This is a genomic window from Roseibium sp. MMSF_3544 (assembly GCF_030732845.1).
GTDB lineage: Bacteria > Pseudomonadota > Alphaproteobacteria > Rhizobiales > Stappiaceae > Roseibium.
This window is the reverse complement of the sequence record NZ_JASHKA010000006.1, coordinates 187,190-203,866: the sequence shown is the minus strand read 5'-3', so window position 1 is coordinate 203,866 and position 16,677 is coordinate 187,190. Positions and strand designations below refer to the sequence as shown.

General features: G+C 58.0%; 13 protein-coding genes. 2 read left to right on the top strand and 11 right to left on the bottom strand.

Translation table 11 applies throughout. From position 1 onward, the window contains the following. Positions 1–18 precede the first annotated feature (18 nt). From RBB47_RS11100 to RBB47_RS11080, 5 genes are all read right to left on the bottom strand, one after another. Positions 19–1,119: an ABC transporter ATP-binding protein gene (locus RBB47_RS11100; RefSeq protein WP_305985861.1), complete on the bottom strand. Its 1,101-nt coding sequence runs from the start codon at positions 1,117–1,119 to the stop codon at positions 19–21. After that, positions 1,116–2,237 (bottom strand): ABC transporter ATP-binding protein, encoded by a 1,122-nt coding sequence (locus tag RBB47_RS11095; protein WP_305985860.1) that lies wholly within the window; start codon positions 2,235–2,237, stop codon positions 1,116–1,118. Before RBB47_RS11095 ends, RBB47_RS11100 begins: the two co-directional genes overlap by 4 nt. After that, a complete protein-coding gene (locus RBB47_RS11090; protein WP_305985859.1) occupies positions 2,234–3,094 on the bottom strand; it encodes a carbohydrate ABC transporter permease in 861 nt (286 codons plus the stop codon). The genes RBB47_RS11095 and RBB47_RS11090 overlap by 4 nt, the downstream gene beginning before the upstream one ends. Continuing rightward, positions 3,094–4,053 (bottom strand): carbohydrate ABC transporter permease, encoded by a 960-nt coding sequence (locus RBB47_RS11085; RefSeq protein WP_305985858.1) that lies wholly within the window; start codon positions 4,051–4,053, stop codon positions 3,094–3,096. Before RBB47_RS11085 ends, RBB47_RS11090 begins: the two co-directional genes overlap by 1 nt. Before the next feature lie 111 nt (positions 4,054–4,164). Continuing rightward, positions 4,165–5,601, bottom strand: a complete 1,437-nt coding sequence (locus tag RBB47_RS11080; protein ID WP_305985857.1) for an ABC transporter substrate-binding protein — start codon at positions 5,599–5,601, stop codon at positions 4,165–4,167. Positions 5,602–5,980: 379 nt separating this feature from the next. Here RBB47_RS11080 and RBB47_RS11075 point away from each other — a divergent pair, with 379 nt between their 5' ends. Together RBB47_RS11075 and RBB47_RS11070 are read left to right on the top strand one after the other, a co-directional pair. Further along, on the top strand, positions 5,981–7,510 hold the full coding sequence (locus RBB47_RS11075; protein ID WP_305985856.1) for a PLP-dependent aminotransferase family protein: 1,530 nt from the start codon (positions 5,981–5,983) through the stop codon (positions 7,508–7,510). Positions 7,511–8,772: 1,262 nt separating this feature from the next. Next, a complete protein-coding gene (locus RBB47_RS11070; protein WP_305985855.1) occupies positions 8,773–9,813 on the top strand; it encodes a flagellar motor protein MotB in 1,041 nt (346 codons plus the stop codon). 64 nt (positions 9,814–9,877) lie between these two features. Here the strand turns inward: RBB47_RS11070 and RBB47_RS11065 are convergent, their stop codons facing one another. The 6 genes from RBB47_RS11065 to RBB47_RS11040 all read right to left on the bottom strand — a co-directional run bounded on the left by RBB47_RS11065 (position 9,878) and on the right by RBB47_RS11040 (position 16,651). Beyond that, positions 9,878–10,681, bottom strand: coding sequence for an ATP-binding cassette domain-containing protein (locus RBB47_RS11065; RefSeq protein WP_305985854.1), 804 nt, complete (start codon positions 10,679–10,681; stop codon positions 9,878–9,880). An 8-nt stretch (positions 10,682–10,689) separates the two neighbouring features. Beyond that, positions 10,690–11,556 carry an ABC transporter ATP-binding protein gene (locus RBB47_RS11060; protein ID WP_305985853.1) on the bottom strand — a complete coding sequence of 289 codons (867 nt, stop codon included), beginning with the start codon at positions 11,554–11,556 and terminating at the stop codon, positions 10,690–10,692. Then, the gene (locus tag RBB47_RS11055) at positions 11,553–12,404 is read right to left on the bottom strand and encodes an ABC transporter permease (protein WP_305985852.1); all 852 of its coding nucleotides are present in this window, start codon (positions 12,402–12,404) and stop codon (positions 11,553–11,555) included. The genes RBB47_RS11060 and RBB47_RS11055 overlap by 4 nt, the downstream gene beginning before the upstream one ends. Continuing rightward, complete coding sequence (locus RBB47_RS11050) at positions 12,397–13,407, bottom strand: ABC transporter permease (RefSeq protein ID WP_305985851.1); 1,011 nt, start codon at positions 13,405–13,407, stop codon at positions 12,397–12,399. Before RBB47_RS11050 ends, RBB47_RS11055 begins: the two co-directional genes overlap by 8 nt. Positions 13,408–13,508: 101 nt before the next feature. Next, a complete protein-coding gene (locus RBB47_RS11045) occupies positions 13,509–15,035 on the bottom strand; it encodes an ABC transporter substrate-binding protein (RefSeq protein WP_305985850.1) in 1,527 nt (508 codons plus the stop codon). Positions 15,036–15,082: 47 nt separating this feature from the next. After that, complete coding sequence (locus tag RBB47_RS11040; protein WP_305985849.1) at positions 15,083–16,651, bottom strand: NAD(P)/FAD-dependent oxidoreductase; 1,569 nt, start codon at positions 16,649–16,651, stop codon at positions 15,083–15,085. Positions 16,652–16,677 lie beyond the last annotated feature (26 nt).

Below are 16,677 nucleotides of genomic sequence, written 5' to 3'. Positions count from 1 at the left end.
GGCCTCTTTTTGGTTCGCTCAGTCGAGCCGCCGTCCGGTGTCGCGCTCGAACGCAATCAGAAAATCGAGAGCGATGTCGACACCAACCGTTGATCCCGGGATCATTTGTTCCGCTTGCGACGCTGCGAGCGTGACGCGCAGTTGTTCCTGACCAATGCCCAGCGTGAGCGCGGACAGGCGTCCAAGCGGCTCGATATCGACCACGGATGCCTGAAGCGCGCCTGCTCCAGACGGGTCGATCTGGACATGTTCAGGCCGAATACCCGCCTCGAAGTCGCCGTCAAAATTCAAACGACCTGCCGGAAGCGGTAGACTGGCCCCGAGGAGCTCAAGGTGTCTTCCATCGTCGCCGGCGACCACACTGGCGGGTAACAGATTGATTTCAGGCGCACCAACAAAGCGTGCGACATCACGGTCGACCGGAGCTTCGTAGATCTCCTGTGGGCTCGCGACTTGGCGGACCTCGCCCTCAACGAGCATGACAATCGTGTCGGCAACGGCGAGCGCTTCGTTGAAATCAGGTGTCGCCAGCAGGAAAGAGTAGCCATGCTCCTGCTGCAATCGCTTCAGCTCGGCCCGCAGCTCGACGCGCAGCATTGCATCGAGACTCGAGAGCGGTTCGTCGAGCAGAAACAACTTCGGCTCGCGCACAAGCGCCCTGCCAAGGGCCACGCGTTGACGTTCGCCGCCGCTCATTGTTTTCGGTAAACGTTTCAGAACGTGCCCGATGCGCAGCGTGGACGATACCGCATGAACGCGCTCATCAACGGCGTGCTGCGCCATCTTTCTGATTTTTAGGGGATTTGCGAGGTTGTCGTATCCCGTCTTGTTCGGATAAAGCGCGAGATTGTCGAAAATCATCGCAATGTCCCGGTCCTTTGGCTGAACACCGTCGACATCAATACCGCTCAGCAGCACCGCGCCTTCGTCGGCGTCCTCCAGACCGGCGGCAATGCGCATCGTTGTCGTCTTACCGGCGCCTGCCGCCCCCAGGAGAACAACAAACGATCCGGTCGGAACAGTCAGATTGATCGCGTTCAGAGCCTGGGTCTTGCCGAACCTTCTCGACACCCCATCCATATGAAGGGCCGCGCTTGTGATCATGGGATGGACGGTCATGCCGCTTCCTCCACATTGTGAGGCAGGGCCAGATTGCGATCTGTTTCACCCGAGAAAAGAACGAGTGAGTCCTCCGGGAATTGCAGGGAGACTTCTTCTCCGGGTTCGGGCCGGGCTGCGGACGGAACGACAACTGCAAAATCCGTGTTGGCAGCTTCAACAGTCAGAGCTGCCTCCGGGCCTCTCGGTTCAACAACGGAAACAGTCGAAATCAGTCCACTGTCGCCCGGCTGACCGATCCTGAGGTTTTCCGGACGAATTCCCAGCGTCACCGGCGCTTGATCGGCAGGAGCCATCGCATCGAAGCGGGCCGGCAGCGGAACGGTCAACGCGCCCGACTTAAAGGCGAGTGCCTGCCCATCGCGGCGAAGTTCACCGCGGACGAGGTTCATGGCCGGAGAGCCCAGGAAGCTGGCGACAAAGGTATGGGCAGGCTCATTGTAAACCGTCCCGGAAGCGTCGAACTGGCGGATTTTACCCGCGCTCATGACTGCGATCCGATTTGCGAGTGAGAGCGCTTCAGTCTGATCGTGCGTCACGTAGACGATGGTCAAACCGATCTCGTTTTGCAGACGGCGCAACTCATTTCGCATCGCTTGCCGGGCCTCCGCTTCCAGGTTCGAAAGCGGTTCGTCCAGCAGCAGAATTGCGGGCTTGGTGACCAGGGTACGTCCGATTGCAACCCGTTGAAGCTGTGAGCCGCCAAGGCGCGTCGCCTTTTCCTGCAGCAAGTCCGTCAAACCCAGCAGTTCGGCGGCTTCCCCCACGCGCCGATTTATCTCCGATCGCGGCAGACCGCTGACTTCGAGCCCGAAAGACAGATTTTTCGCCACCGTCATATGCGTGAACACGGCGTAGTCCTGAAAGACGAGGCCGATGTTCCGTTTGCCCGGTGGGCGCCCGACAACCGATTTGCCGTCGATATGAATGTCGCCGCCGGTTGGTTCTTCCAGGCCGACAATCATGTTGAGTGTCGTCGACTTTCCGCAGCCTGAAGGTCCTAGCAGCGCAATGGTTTCACCACTCTCCACAGCGAGATCGATGCCATCCACCGCAACGACGTTGCCATCGTCATATTCCTTGCGCAGGCCGATAAGTTCCAGCTTGTGTCGGGTCATCGTTTCACGGCTCCGAATGTCATCCCGCGCGCGAGATGGTTCTGGATCAGGAAACCGGCGATCACGAGCGGCACCATCGCAAGCACCGCAAGTGCTGCCTGAACCCCGTAGAGGGTGCCGGCTGTCGCCGTCACGTATTTGGCAAGGCGAACCGGGATCGTTTCGATCGTGGTGTAGGACAGCACGAGCGCGAACAGGAATTCCGACCAGTTGAGAATGAAAATGAACAAGGTCGTAGCGAACAGTCCGCCTTTGATCAGCGGGATCGTAACGGTCAGGTGGGCGCGGACGCGTGTCAGACCGTCCAGCATCGCCGCTTCTTCGACCTCTTTTGGAACCTCGTCGACAAAGCTTTTGAGCATCCAGGTCGAGAAAGGCAAAGTCACTGCGATATAGATCGCAATCAGGCCGAAATAGGTGTCGATGAGGCCAATCGTGGAGAAGATGATCACAAAAGGCACGGCGATCGCGGCCGGTGGGAACATACGCCCGGAGAGGATAATCAACGGAGTTGCACGCCCTCCGCCGCTGTAGCGCGACAGTGCAATGGCAGCCGCGAGGCCGATGCCGACGGAAAGTGCTGTCGCAACGATCGAAGCCAGAAGCGACCCGAATACGGCCTGGGTCGCTGCTTCGCTGACGCCGCCGACGCCGTAGACACCCAGAGCTTCCGGGTCGAACAGGGTTTGAAAATTGACAAGCGTCGGTTCGCTCGGCACCCAGATCGCCGGAACCGCATTCCAGTCGGTTGGCGGCTTGATGGCCGTCATCAGGATCCAGAACACCGGAAACAAGGTGACGACGGTGACGAGACCCAGAAGAAGTGCAAGCGGCAGAGTGAGCGGGCGGTCGGACATCAGTTGCGAGCCTCCAGAAGCTGATTGCGCACCGGTGTAAGCAGCAGATGAACAAGCCCGAGCGTCCCGATAAGGACGAGGAAGGCTGCGGCCGCGCCGTAGGCGAGCTGGAAATCGTTGAAAGCCAGTTTGTAGATGTAGAGGCTGATTGTCTCGGTCGACGATCCGGGGCCGCCACGCGTAAGCATGAATACCTCATCGAACAGCTTGATGATTTCCATCGCGCGGATGACGAAGGCGATTACGATCACAGGCAACAGCATCGGCAAGACAACGCGCCAGAAAACCTGCCGCGGACTGGCGCCAAGAATGACCGCCGCACGGATCGGGTTTTCAGGCACCGCGTTGAGGCCGGAGAGCAGGATGAGGAAGAACAGCGGTGTCCAGTGCCAAACCTCTGTCACGATCACGGTGATCTGGGCCAGCAGTGCGCTTTTGAACCAATCGGGCGACGCCCCTGCGCCGAAAGCCAGTTCAATCAACTGATTGATCGGGCCGTTCGACTGGAACAGCATCCAGAAGGTGTAGCCCACGACAACCGGTAACACCATCATGGGGGTCAAAAGCATTGAAAACAGGATCGCCTTGCCGCGAAACTTCCTTAGAAACAAGACAGCAAGACCGAGCCCGATGAGGAACTCCAGCGACAGGCAGATTGCGGCAAAGACCAGTGTACGCAGAACGGCTTCGACAAAGCGCGTGTCATAGACCAGCAGCTCTTCGTAATTGAAGAGGCCGATAAACCGGGCTGACGTCAGCGCTCCGCGCGTCGGCGACCAGTCCGTGAAACTCATGTAGAATGCCACCAGCAGCGGCACGACCAGAACAAACACGGAGATGAGTTGTCCCGGTAAAAGGAGCGCCTTGCCGAGCGTCTTGCGCCGCGTTCCCTTGCGCTGGCTAACGGGTTCCTCGTCGGCGGAAACCGTCATAGCTTCAGGCAGTGTATCTGTGCGCATGGTCATCTGGTCATACCGGTGTGGTCACGGGAAAAAGCTTGAGGCTCGGCAAGGATCATGTCTGAGAGATCGGCCGCGAGGCAGGTGCCCCGCGGCTTCGGCGATCGGCCGTTACACCCAGGTGTCGGCGCCGGAGGCCTTCTTGATCGGATCGGCAAGGTTTTTGGCAAGCGCCATCCAGGACTGCTTTACCTTGTCGCGACCAACGCGCCGCGTGATGCGGTCCACTGAACGCGCCGCGTCGTCGAGCGCTTCCTTGGGTGTTTTCGCACCGGTCATGCAGGCGTGGATCTCCTTGTCGAGGGCATCTTGATATTCGAAGCCTCCTGGCAGGCAGAAATCCGGCACTGTGTTGACCATGTTGTCGTAAAGCGTTTGCAGATAAGGTTCGCCATACGTTTCGACGAGGCGCGGAGTCGGCTCTTTCATGTGGTTGACGCGATAGGGATCCGAATAGCCGCCGAGATACGGAATAGCGTCGGCTCCGATCGTCGGAGACGTCATCCACTGGGCATACGCATAGGCAAGTTCGGGATTGGCCGAATACTTGGAGACCGCGTAGCCATAACCCCAGCAGAACAGGCCTGCATAAAGTTCGGTTCCATCGGCCAATGTGTCCGACGGCATGACCGTCGCCGCAATCTTGCCGTGGGTCGCCGGCCCTGTTTTCGGGTTCATCGAATACTTGTAGCCGGACGGCCAAACGATGTTCATGAAGCCTTCGCCGCGACCAAACGAGTTGTAGTTTGACGACCAGGTGAACGAGAACGCATCCGGATGCAGGTAAGCGTTCATCGCCAGCATGTCTTCAAGTGCCGCCAGACCCTCGTCGGAATTGAAAGTCGGGTTCATCTCGCCGTCGAAATAGAGGCGCCCCTTCGACATCAAGCGCTGCATGAACATCCACTTCACGTAGTAGCGCGAACGGTATTCGAGGCTTCCAAAGAAGTTGTTGTCCGGGTCATGCATGAAGGATGCAATGTCGTAGTATTGCTTCCAGGTTTTTGGCATCGTCAGCGGATATCCGAATTTGTCCTCGAACGCCTTCGCCTTCGCTTCGATGAGGTCTGCCCGGCCAATCAGCGTGATTTGATCGCCGTCGTTCAACAGGCCCGCGACGCGGCCATTGTAGAGCTGCGCATGGTGGCTTGCGGGGAAAACAACACCATAGTCCGGGTTGAATAGCTCAGGATTGTACTGTTCCGTCCACTCCGTCAGGTCATAAATGACACCCGAATCGATCCAGTCCGGGTAGGACATAGCTGTCGGCATCATCACATCGTATCGCCCTGTCTTGGCGACAGCTTCCTGCATGCCTTTTGTGTGAACGACTTCGTCAGGTTCCTCAATGAACTCAAGCGTGATGCCGAGCTCATTTTTCCATTTGTCGACATAGGGTGTCATGTTGCCGATCGACCCTGTGGGGATCAAAAGCGTCAGCGTTTTTTTCTGTGCTTTTGCCGCCATTTCCTGAGCAAGCGCCCAGGCGCGTTCTTCCGGTCCCGAGATAGCCGCGTACGCTTTCGAGGCACCGAGTGGAGATTGCACTATGAAGTTCGCAACAGCGGTTGAAACGCCAAGTGCTGACGCTCGAGCTAAAAAAGTACGTCGAGTAAGCGCGCCCGACTCAAGATCATTTACGGCCGACTTTAGATTTTCTCTCTTTGACATATTTATTCCCCGGCTAAGCGATTCAACTCTTTAATAACTGGGTATGTTTTGACTTTTGAACGCGACCAAGTTGCTTAAGAGTTTCGAACCAACGTTTTGGGTTTATTCGCGCTCTAGTTTGAAAGACCCCGATCACACGTGGGTATTTCTTTTTGAGCGTGTCGCGTGGATATAATTTGTGCATGCTTAGCCATTGAGCATCAGGTCCATTTTGAGATAATTTGAGCGAAATTGGCTCTTATACGTGGAATACCGGATGGCACGGATCGGCTCATTGGGGGCGCTGGTTTCAATAGAGCTGGATCGGAATGGAGACACTCCGATCCATGAACAGATCAGTGCTGTGTTTCGCCAGGCGGTGACGTCCGGGCGACTGCAGAGAGGAACACGGCTCCCGTCAACGCGAGCCTTGGCCAGAGACTGGGGCGTGTCCAGGAACACGGTTCTGCATGTCTTCGAAACTCTCACTGCAGAGGGTTTGCTGGACTCCCGCGTCGGCGCCGGCACCTTTGTGACAACCGACGAAACCGAAGATCTTTCTGAAGGATACGTTCAGGAGCCAGGCGAACGACTTCCCGTTGCGTCCGAAAGCTACCCGTTTCGACGGCTGTCCGCGCGCGGAAGAAATCTGGTAACCCAGAACCCGGGAGCGCTGACTGAGACCCCGACACCGTTCATGCCGGATGTGCCGGACATTACCTCGTTCCCCATGCGCTCCTGGCTTCGACTCATGAACGAGGTCACCGGCCGCCTCAAGGGCAACATCCTCGTCAACGTGACAAACGCCGGGTATGAACCGCTGCGCGAGGCAATCGTTCACCACCTGCGGGTCACGCGCAAAGTCGATTGCCAGGCCGATCAGGTCATCATCACGACCGGTTCGCAACAAAGCCTTGATCTCGTGACGCGACTGCTGCTCGAACGCGGCGATCCCGTATGGATCGAAGAACCGGGTTACATCGGGACCCGAGCCACATTGGCTGCAAACGGCTGCACGGTTTATCCTGTCGAAGCCGACCAAAACGGCATGAATTTCGAAAAGGGGCGAAAGTCCTTCCCAGCCCCCCGGATGATCGTGACCTCGCCAGCGCGCCACTATCCTCTCGGGGGCCGAATGTCGAGTGAACGAAGAGGACAGATGCTTTCGTTTTCCAGCAGTTCCGGTGCCTGGATCCTGGAAGACGACTACGACTGCGAGTTTTTTTACAAGGGTGGCATACGACCTGCGATCAAAAGCCAAGATGCCGACGACAGGGTCATCATGATCGGCACGTTCTCAAAAACGCTCTTGCCCTCGTTTCGTCTCGGCTATGTCGTTGCGCCGAAGGACCTGGCGCTTGATTTCGCCAGGGCGCGTGCTGTCATAGACCGGCACGCGCCCATCCTTGAGCAAATGGTTCTGGCCGAGTTCATGCACCGCGGCCTTTACGCCGCCCATTTGCGCCGCATGCGCGAGCTTTACCACGCCCGACAAATCTGCATGGCGCATGTTCTGGACCGATTTCTGGGATACACGCCTCCAGCAGCCGAATTTGAAAGCGGAATGCACTTCATCTTGCCCTTGCAGATGTCCGCTAACGATCGGCAAGTGTCGTTGGATCTGTGGGAGCAAAAAACGACTGCGCGCGCCCTTTCAATCTATTATTCGTCCAATCGACGACGGAAAGGTCTGTTGCTCGGGTTCGCCGCATATGATGAAGAAAAGATACTTGCGCATGGACCAAAACTGAAATCCATTTCGGATTTGGTGGACGGCTCAACGCATCCCTTCGCAGACAATTTTTAGTTGATTTCGGCTTTGGATTCTTGCCTTGAAGGCAGACGTTTCAGATGCTGCAATCCGCACAAACGATCCAGCGTGCATAAGAGTTTCTCACTCATCAAAAGCACCCCGCGAATACTCAAGTCCGTAAATTGCGATTGATGGCCTGATCCCCAAAATCTATGAGCCTAACATCTTCAGGTGCGCACGTAGGCGCTATCGTGTCAGGCTGGGTTATGGCCTTTGCGCGATCTTTGGATGACTAGGTAGTCGCGAAGTTTGTACCGGGACCGGGAACCTCGACTTTTCCCATGATGTCTTCTTCAAGTTGCGTCTTTAAGTATTTCCGGATGCGAACGTACTTGCATCGCTTCTGAACCTAACTGTCGGCTCGGGTATGGTAACCACTGAGGCAGTCAAGGTGCGTACGACCAATCCGGTCAGATGTCAGCTTCAACCAACCGAAACACAAAACCTGCCATTTTGCTTCCAGCCCCATTTCGGATATTGGCTGTCTCGATTGAGAGATACACGGTCGATGTAGCGAAGTCGGGTCGGCACTTTGGTTTTCCGCAAGTTCAATGATCTCTGGCTAGAGACTTTACGGTTTTCCAATTCAAATCAACTGATTACGAGAAAACAAAGCCAACACAAACTGGAACCCCATGGGTTGGGGGTAACGGTGGTAGCGGTCCTCCGCTACCAAATTTCCCAGAAAATGAAACCAAACCTTGTGCGAAGTGGGTGACCTCCGTTTTGTGCAACGTCTCACGCATTTTTACGCGGAGAGGCCACGGCTATTGCATCCTATCGTCAGCGCCGCAGTGGGTGGCACCCCGCGGCAATAGAGCTTACGGGCTGCGGCGAGCTGTATGTTCGGTAAATGGATTTATTGGAAAGTCTTCAGGAACAAGCAGCTGCCGTGAAACCCAACTCGGGCATTCAGAAATTCTTGGCCGTTTCTACGAGGTGACCCACGGCGTCGACGAACCAACACAAAGTGGCGTCGCATCGCATAAGGCTATTGAAGGGCGATCCGCGGCAACAAGACAGGGATGCAATGCTGTCAGTGCGTCGCTTGCCACGACCGAGGCATCCTGGTTGTTCAAATGCAGCGCCATGGACAATCGCTCATCCTGTTGGCTGCCCGTGTGTGCTCCTTGCAGAAGTCAAATGTGCCTGTTCGGCCCCCTTCGCGATAGCGGGCTTGTTTCGGAATACCATGACGCTAAGCTCGATAGCCAAAGAATTCCTGCGTAATACTCAAACCGGAAAATTGTCTCACAATGAAGTCTTTTGCCCCAATCCTGATTTCCGTCATCCTGACCATCCTTTCACCCATCGCCGCCTGGTCGGAAACCGTCATTGAAACTGTGACCTTTCTCGACGACGATGCGGACGGCTACACTCGGTTCACATCAATACGCACCGGGTTCAGCAACCTGTTCAAACCAGTGGGCGAGTCGGCGCAAAGTGCCGATGATGGCTTGTCTGAACACCTGTACTTCTTTCCTAACGACTACGGTTTCGACACAAGCCGTTTCAGCTTCCCGATCATCACCACCCGCGGTGCGGATCGGTCGGAAATGGTGCTTGGCAGCCTGAGCGATGATGCCGGTGTCCTCACAACATCGCCGGAGGGCACTAGAATCTACAAGACGTGGGACGAAGAAACCACGCAAACGATCAATGGCCAGACCTATTTCGGTCTCTATTTTACAGGTGGCATCGACAAGCTCGCTTATGTCTGGGTGTTGCCAAGTTCTATGGAATTTGTGCGCTACAGCGCCAATGTTGAGGGCGACTGGGTCTTGCGCGGCAATGCTTTGGCCTTTTTCGCGGAAGATGCGAACAACGTTGCTTTCGAATTCGAGCTGCAGCGCAAACTCGACAGCACCTTCAGGGACCTGAGCGAAAACCTGGCGGATGAAGAGGTTGACGTACGGCAGGACGACGACGGTATCACCCTCACGGTTCTCGGTACTATCCTGTTCGCAAGCGGGTCTGCCGACGTCACTCCTGCCGGCGCGGCGCTTCTCAACCAGATCGTGTCCACTATCGGGGCGAGCGGAGAATTTCGGATTTCGGTCGAAGGCCACACGGACAACACGCAGATTACCGGCGCGCTGGCCCAGCGGTTTCCGACCAACTGGGAGCTTTCATCCGCACGCAGCTTGTCGGTCCTTCGCGCTCTCGCCAGTGAAGGCATTGAGGAAGGTCTCATGGAAGCGCGCGCGTTCGGCGAACATCGTCCGCGTTCTTCAAATGACACAGCCGAGGGTCGCGCCGAGAACCGCCGGATCGAGATTCGTTTGCTCGACAGGTAGCCGGGCTTTTGCGTCACGGGCGTAGAGAAAGCCGGTGGTGGTGATGACGGTGCTGCCTGCGCTGTCAACTCCAGACCTGATCCGGGTCAGGGAGCGGGATCGCGTCGAGCAGGGCACGGGTATAGGCAGACTTGGGATTATCGAACAGCTCGGCTGTTGGCGCGTTTTCGACAATTTCTCCCTTTTGGAGAACGAATATGCGGGTACACAGCCGGCGGATTACCGACAGATCGTGACTGACGAAGGCAAGCGTCAGTCCGAGTTCCCGCACCAGCTGCTCCAGAAGATTGAGAACCTGGGCTTGCGAGGAAACGTCCAGACCCGACACGATTTCGTCGGCCAGAATAAAATCCGGTTTGAGGGCGATGGCGCGCGCAATGCCAACCCTCTGCCGCTGGCCGCCTGACAGCTCGTGCGGATACCGTTCGGAAAAACGCTTCGCCAGGCCGACCATCTCCAGCGCTTCATCGACCCGCGATGGAATGTTGTCGAAACCTTGCAGGCGAAGCGGGCCGGCAATGATGCCGCCGACACGGCGGCGCGGATTGAGCGAAGACATCGGGTCCTGAAAGATCATCTGAAACTGTTTTCGCAACGGCCGCAGTTCATCCTCGTTCAATTCGGCGATCTCCGTTCCCTCGAACAGGATTGATCCGGAATCGGGCCGGAGCAAGCGGATCATGGCTCGTCCGAGGGTCGATTTGCCCGACCCGGAGCCGCCGACAATGCCGAGCACATCGCCTTTGGCAACATCGAAGCTGAGACCCTTGAGCACATCTATGCGCGGCGCGGCACCGAATAACGGCTTTCGGGACAGGTCTGGAAAGGAGACCCTCAGGTCTTTGACACGGTATATGAGGTCGCTCATGGTGCCGCTCACCTCTTCAACTGCGCATCGAAGGCGGCAACTTCCTGTTCCACCTCGGAAATGATGCTGTCCGGAACGGGCATGAGCGAACCGTCAGGGTCCGTGTACTTCGGCGTTGCCGCAAGCAGCGCCCTTGAATAGGCGTGTTTCGGTGCCGCGAAAAACGTTCTGACATCCGTCTCCTCGATGACCTTGCCGGCATAGAGAACCGTCAGGGACTGGCTGATCTTGGAAACGACACCGAGATCGTGCGTTACGAAGAGAAGCGCCGTGTCATGCCGTTCCTGCATCTCGCGGATCAGTTTGAGAATCTGTTTCTGGACCGTGACATCGAGCGCTGTCGTCGGTTCGTCGGCGATGATCAGTTTGGGTTCGGCGGCAAAGGCCGAGGCGATCAGGATGCGCTGGCGCATACCACCGGACAGCTCATGCGGATAAGATCTCATCACCCGTTCGGGCGACTGGATGTGCACCTCGTCGAGAAGTTCGACTGCGCGGTCTTCCGCCTCCTTGCGCTTCCATCCGAGAATATCGACAAGCCGGTCTGTGATCTGCGGGCCGACCCTTCTAGATGGATTGAGCGCGGTGAGCGGATCCTGCGGGATCAGCGCCACCTTCGCACCGATCTTCGCGCGCCGCTGTTTCGGCGGCAAGGTCAGCAGGTCCTCGCCGTCGAGCAGGATCTCGCCGCCGGTGAGTTTTGCCGCGCGCGGAAGGATGCCGAGCACGGCCTTGCCGATCATGCTCTTGCCCGCGCCGCTTTCGCCCACCAAGGCACGGACTTCTCCTGATTTGACCGCCAGCGAAACCTTGCGCAGCAACGGTGCGCCGTTCCTCAGTCTGACCGTCAGGTCCTTGGTCGTCAGATAGCTCATCGCAGCACCGGATCGAAATAGTCTTTCAGGCCTTCGCCAAGTTGCGAAAAGCTGAGCACGGTGAGGAACAGGGCAGCAAGCGGGAACACCAGCACCCACCAGGCCTGATAGATCGATGTGCGCCCTTCGGCGATCATGCCGCCCCAGGTCGGCTGGTCTGTCGAGATGGACAGGTTGACGAAACTCAGGATCGCTTCGACGATCACCGCGATGCCCATTTCAAGCGTCAAAAGCGCGACGATTGTCGGCAGCACATTGGGCAGGATTTCGGCTAGCGCAATGCCGAGACGGCTGCGTCCGGCAACTTGTGCGGAGGCGACGTAATCCATCGCGCCCTGGCTCATGGCTTCGGCGCGTACGACCCGCGAAAACCGCGTCCAGTCGATTACGACAATGGCAACGATGATCGAGGTCAGCCCCGTTCCCAGAACGGCAATCAGGAGGATCGCGAAGAGCACGGGCGGAAACGCCATCCAGATGTCGACAAGTCGGGAAATCACCAGATCGGCCCAGCCCCGGTAATACCCGGCGATCAGGCCAAGGGTGGCCCCGACGAGGCAGGTGAGTGTCCCGGCAACCAGCGCAACGGTCAGCGCCAGCCGTGCGCCGTAAAGCATGCGGCTCAGGAGGTCGCGGCCAAGGGAATCGGTGCCAAGCAGAAAGGCCGGATCCGCGCCCTGCTGCCAGAAGGGCGGTAGCCGCGCCGCGAAAAGATCCTGTTCCAGCGGATCATGCGGACTGATCATTGGCGCGAACACTGCCGCCAGAATAAGAATGAGCAACCAGCTGCCGCTGAGCCAGAGACGAAGGCCGGGCATGCGGCGGACCTGTCCACGGGCGTCACGCATGACGAAGCCTCGGATTGAGCGCCGCATAGGTCATGTCCACGAGCAGATTGACGAGCGTGAACAGAAGCGCAAACACCAGGACGATGCCCTGGATGAGCGGCAGGTCGCGGTTGATCACCGCGTCGATCGCCATGTTTCCGAGACCTTCATAGGAAAACAGGCGTTCGATGATGACGGTCCCGCCGATGAGAAAGGTGAACTGGACGCCGACGAGTGTCAGCGTCGGCAGGATGGCATTCGGCAGCGCGTCGCGCGTGATGATCGACGTTTCGGAGTAACCCTTGGTCCGCGCCAGCGTGATGTAGTCGTCGTGCATGCATTCCTTGAGCGATTGTTTCAGGAGCTGGAGAATGATTGCTGCCAACGGGATTGCCAGCGCGAGCGCAGGCAGGAACATGTGGCCCAGCAGATCAAGCACCACGTCGAAGCGGAAGCGCACCAGCGCTTCGATCAGATAGAAGTCGGTGTTGAATTCGAACCCGAGAGAAGGCGACACGCGCCCGGAAATGTGAAACAGCGGCCAGAGAACACCAAGCACGAGTATGAGCGCGAGACCCCAGAGGAAGTCCGGCAGCGACAGGGCGACACCGCCGGCAACATCGATGCCGCCCTCGACTTTCGTGCCGCGGTAAAGCGTGGCGGTGAGCGCTGCCGAGCCGCCGACGACAATCGCAATCAGGAGTGCCATCACCGACAGTTCCAGCGTCGCCGGCAACCGGCCGATCACAAGGTCGAATACTGGCTGCCGCGTTGTGATGGAGGTTCCGAAGTCGCCTTGCAGAACATTTGCAATCCAGATCAGGAACTGTTCGAAGATGCTCTTGTCCAGGCCGTACAGCGCTTCCAGACGCGCGATGTCGGCATCAGTCGCGCCAGGCGGCAGCATCATCGCGATCGGATTCCCGGGCACGACCCGGATCACGACGAAAACGATGATGGCAGCCCCGAGGAGAGTGATGATTGTCGTCGCCAGGCGCGTCAGCAGCGTACGCACGATTTGCATGAAAAGATTCGCAGCCCTTCGTTCAGGAAAAAGAGCCGCCGCAGCGCCCTAAGGAGCAAACAGGAGGGCACTGCGGCGAAGGTGAGGAACGTTTTCCTGACTTAAGAACGGGTCATCAGATGCGGCAGCAGCGCACCCGAAGCATGTGGTGTGACCTTGACCTGATCGCTGTGCAGGATCGGTTGCACATACTGGATCAGCGGCAGCACGAGCGCGTTTTCTGCGATGTGCTTGTCGACGGCCTTCCAGCCTGCGATGCGTTTCTCCTCGTCTGCTTCGCCCCAGAGCGGCAAGATCATTTGCATCAGGTCTTCACCGTCCCAGACGGAATGCGGCGACGGGCCGAACATGGCAAACCCGGTGGATGTGGTCGGATCGCCGATCGCGTTGCCCCAGTTGTAGAAGGCCGCAGGAGCCAGCTGATCCGCCGCCCGTAGTTCGAAATGCTTGGCGATTTCGTAGACCTCGATCTCGGCCTCGATACCGACCTTGCGCCACAGACCGACGATCACCTGGATGATCTCGTAGTCCTTCGGCTTGAAGCCGCGCGTCGTCTGGATTTTGAACTTGACCGGATTGTCCGGACCATAGCCGGACGCGGCCAGCAGTTCCTTCGCCTTTTCCGGGTCGTAAGGAACGGTGATCGACGGATCATAGGCGGTGTAGTCGGGCGTCTGGAGCGTATCGATGGCGACCCCGTAGCCGGACAACAGCCGCTCGATAATGGTTTCCTTGTCGATGGCATGCGCCATGGCCATGCGCACATTCGGGTCGTTCATCGGCTCGACATCGTTGATGAAGATCATGCCGATATCGGAAATCGGAGCCGCTGTGCCGACAATGCCGTCCTGTTCCTTGAGGCGGTCGAATTCCTCATAGGGCATTTCCAGCGTTACATGTGAATTGCCCGAGCTGACCTCGAAGGTGCGGCTGGAGGCGTCGGTGACGAACTTGATGGTGACGGTCTTGAACTCGGGAGCGCCGCCCCAGTAGTTCTCGTTGGCTTTCAGGCGTACGAACGCATTGCGCTCGAAATTGTCGACCATGTAAGGGCCAGTCCCGATCGGTGCGGCTTCGAAGCCTTCCGCCCCGACTTCCTCATAGTACTTCTTCGGCAGGACATAGCCGGTCAGGAAGCTCATCCACTTGAAGATCGTCGGCTCGTACTCCTTGACGTCCGCCGTGACGCGGTTTCCGTCGATCTGGAAGTTGCCGATCTTGCCCCAGATGAACTGGATGGGGTTGCCTGTATCCGGGTTACCTGCCCTTTCAAGCGACCAGGCGACATCCTCGGGTGTGAGCGGGTCGCCATTGTGCCAGGTGACGCCTTCGCGGACTTCCAGCCAGATCTTGGATTTGTCTTCGGTCCATCCCCAGTCGCTGACGATGCCCGAGCCGAAGCTCAGATCCGGGTTCTGGTGGATGAACATGTCGAACACCGACTGGTAGATCCCCTGGATGGTCGGGTTGACCGCGGACGGGCCGACCGTCGGATCCCAGCTGGGCAGATTGACATTATAGGCAATCACCAGTTCATCGATCTCATTTGCAAAAGCAGGCGTTCCAACGGCTGTCAGCACTCCGCTGGCGGCCGCACTTTTCAAAAGCGTGCGTCTTGATACCTTCATTGTCCTGTTCCCCATGTTTACGTTGGCCGGATGTGTTTTCGTTGTCGCTATCCGGCGAGCTTTTGCGCGAGCAGATATCCGGGCCCGGCTCCGGTGCCCGCCCCCGGCCAGACGGCTGCTCCGGTGTGGAACAGGTTCCCCACCGGTGTGCTGCCGTCGGCAAAGCCGCGAACGGGCCTGAACATGAAATGCTGTGTCAGGTGATGGCTACCGCAGATCTGGTCGCCGCCAACCAGATTGGGATTGTCCGCCTCCAGCATCAGCGGTGTAACAACGTGTTGGCCAAGGATCTTTGAACGCGTGCCGGGCGCATATCTTTCCAGGATATCGAGCACCCGTTCGGCGTATTTGTCTGCAACAACCGCCCAGTCGGTCTCCTCGATCTGCCCCGCTGCATCACCCTTGATGAGCCCCGGAACCATGCGCACCTGAAGCCAGAGCGCGTGCTTTCCGTCCGGTGCCCGGCTCGAATCAATGACTGTGGGCTGTCCGCAGACGACCACAGGTTCGTCCGGCAACAGTCCGGCCTGCGCCTGGGCATAGGTGCGCGCCATCTGGTCGACCTCCGGCGCCAGATGAACATAAGCGAAGTTTTTTAGCTCTTCTCCGGCGCTCCAGTCAGGCAACGCATCGACGGCCAGGTGGATCATCATCGTGCCGGGCGCGTGGGAGAACCTCTTCAGGCCCTCATTGTAGCGTTTGTCTCCGGTTTCCCCAGCGAGCTTCAAAAGGGCGTTCGGGGCAACATTGGCAATCACGGCATTGCGCGCCATGACCTTGCGCCCGTCGGCTAGTTCGATGCCTTTTGCCTCGCCGTTCTCGACAAGAATGCGCGTGACTTCGGCGTTAAGAGTGACGCTTCCGCCGCGTGCTTCAAGCGTGGACACCATTGCCTTGATCGCGGCACCGGCACCTCCCTTGCCCAGAACCATGCCAAACGCCTGGTTCGCCATGCCTTCAAGATAGGGAAACAGCGCGCCGCCGGAGATGTCCGGTGCAAAATCCAGATGCATGCCCCAAGCGCCGAGAAGGGCGCGCACTTTCGGCGAACGGAACGTCTCGTTGAGCCAATCGCGTGGTGACGACATCAGGAAGCGGCTGAGGTCCAGCACGCCATCCGTGCCGGACTTTCGCCAGTGTTTGTAGAGAATATATGCAAATGCACGTTTCTTGGCAGGACTGCCGAGCAGACCGACAAGCGGCTCGGCCATGGCCGGAAAGTCGGCTGTCAGTTCCCGCCAGGTCTTCCCGTCTTCAGCGCTGATAGCCTCGATCCGCTTTGCCGTTTTTTCAAGATCATTGCTGACACCAAGCCAGGTGCCGTCGGGAAAAACGGAAGAAAAACAATCGGATGCTGGAGCAAACTCGAGCCCGTTCCGGCCCAGCTCCTCACCGTATTCCTTGAAAAAGGCTGAGCCGGCAAACAGCGACAGGTTCATCGCCGCCCAGTCATGGCTGTACCCGGGCAAGGTATATTCGCCGGTCTTCACCGCACCGCCGGCGACCGGCGCGCGCTCAAACACACCCACTTTCCAGCCTTGAGCGGCCAGATGAACGGCGCAGGCGAGACTGTTATGTCCGCTGCCGATAATGACGCCGTCCAGTGTCTCATCCATGGTGCAAGCCGTGCCTCCCTCGAAAT

Coding starts and splice junctions, on each gene's coding strand:
- RBB47_RS11100 (WP_305985861.1), bottom strand. CDS start 1,119: ATGACCGTCCATCCCATGATCACAAGCGCGGCCCTTCATATGGATGGG.
- RBB47_RS11095 (WP_305985860.1), bottom strand. CDS start 2,237: ATGACCCGACACAAGCTGGAACTTATCGGCCTGCGCAAGGAATATGAC.
- RBB47_RS11090 (WP_305985859.1), bottom strand. CDS start 3,094: ATGTCCGACCGCCCGCTCACTCTGCCGCTTGCACTTCTTCTGGGTCTC.
- RBB47_RS11085 (WP_305985858.1), bottom strand. CDS start 4,053: ATGCGCACAGATACACTGCCTGAAGCTATGACGGTTTCCGCCGACGAG.
- RBB47_RS11075 (WP_305985856.1), top strand. CDS start 5,981: ATGGCACGGATCGGCTCATTGGGGGCGCTGGTTTCAATAGAGCTGGAT.
- RBB47_RS11070 (WP_305985855.1), top strand. CDS start 8,773: ATGAAGTCTTTTGCCCCAATCCTGATTTCCGTCATCCTGACCATCCTT.
- RBB47_RS11065 (WP_305985854.1), bottom strand. CDS start 10,681: ATGAGCGACCTCATATACCGTGTCAAAGACCTGAGGGTCTCCTTTCCA.
- RBB47_RS11060 (WP_305985853.1), bottom strand. CDS start 11,556: ATGAGCTATCTGACGACCAAGGACCTGACGGTCAGACTGAGGAACGGC.
- RBB47_RS11055 (WP_305985852.1), bottom strand. CDS start 12,404: ATGCGTGACGCCCGTGGACAGGTCCGCCGCATGCCCGGCCTTCGTCTC.
- RBB47_RS11050 (WP_305985851.1), bottom strand. CDS start 13,407: ATGCAAATCGTGCGTACGCTGCTGACGCGCCTGGCGACGACAATCATC.
- RBB47_RS11045 (WP_305985850.1), bottom strand. CDS start 15,035: ATGAAGGTATCAAGACGCACGCTTTTGAAAAGTGCGGCCGCCAGCGGA.
- RBB47_RS11040 (WP_305985849.1), bottom strand. CDS start 16,651: ATGGATGAGACACTGGACGGCGTCATTATCGGCAGCGGACATAACAGT.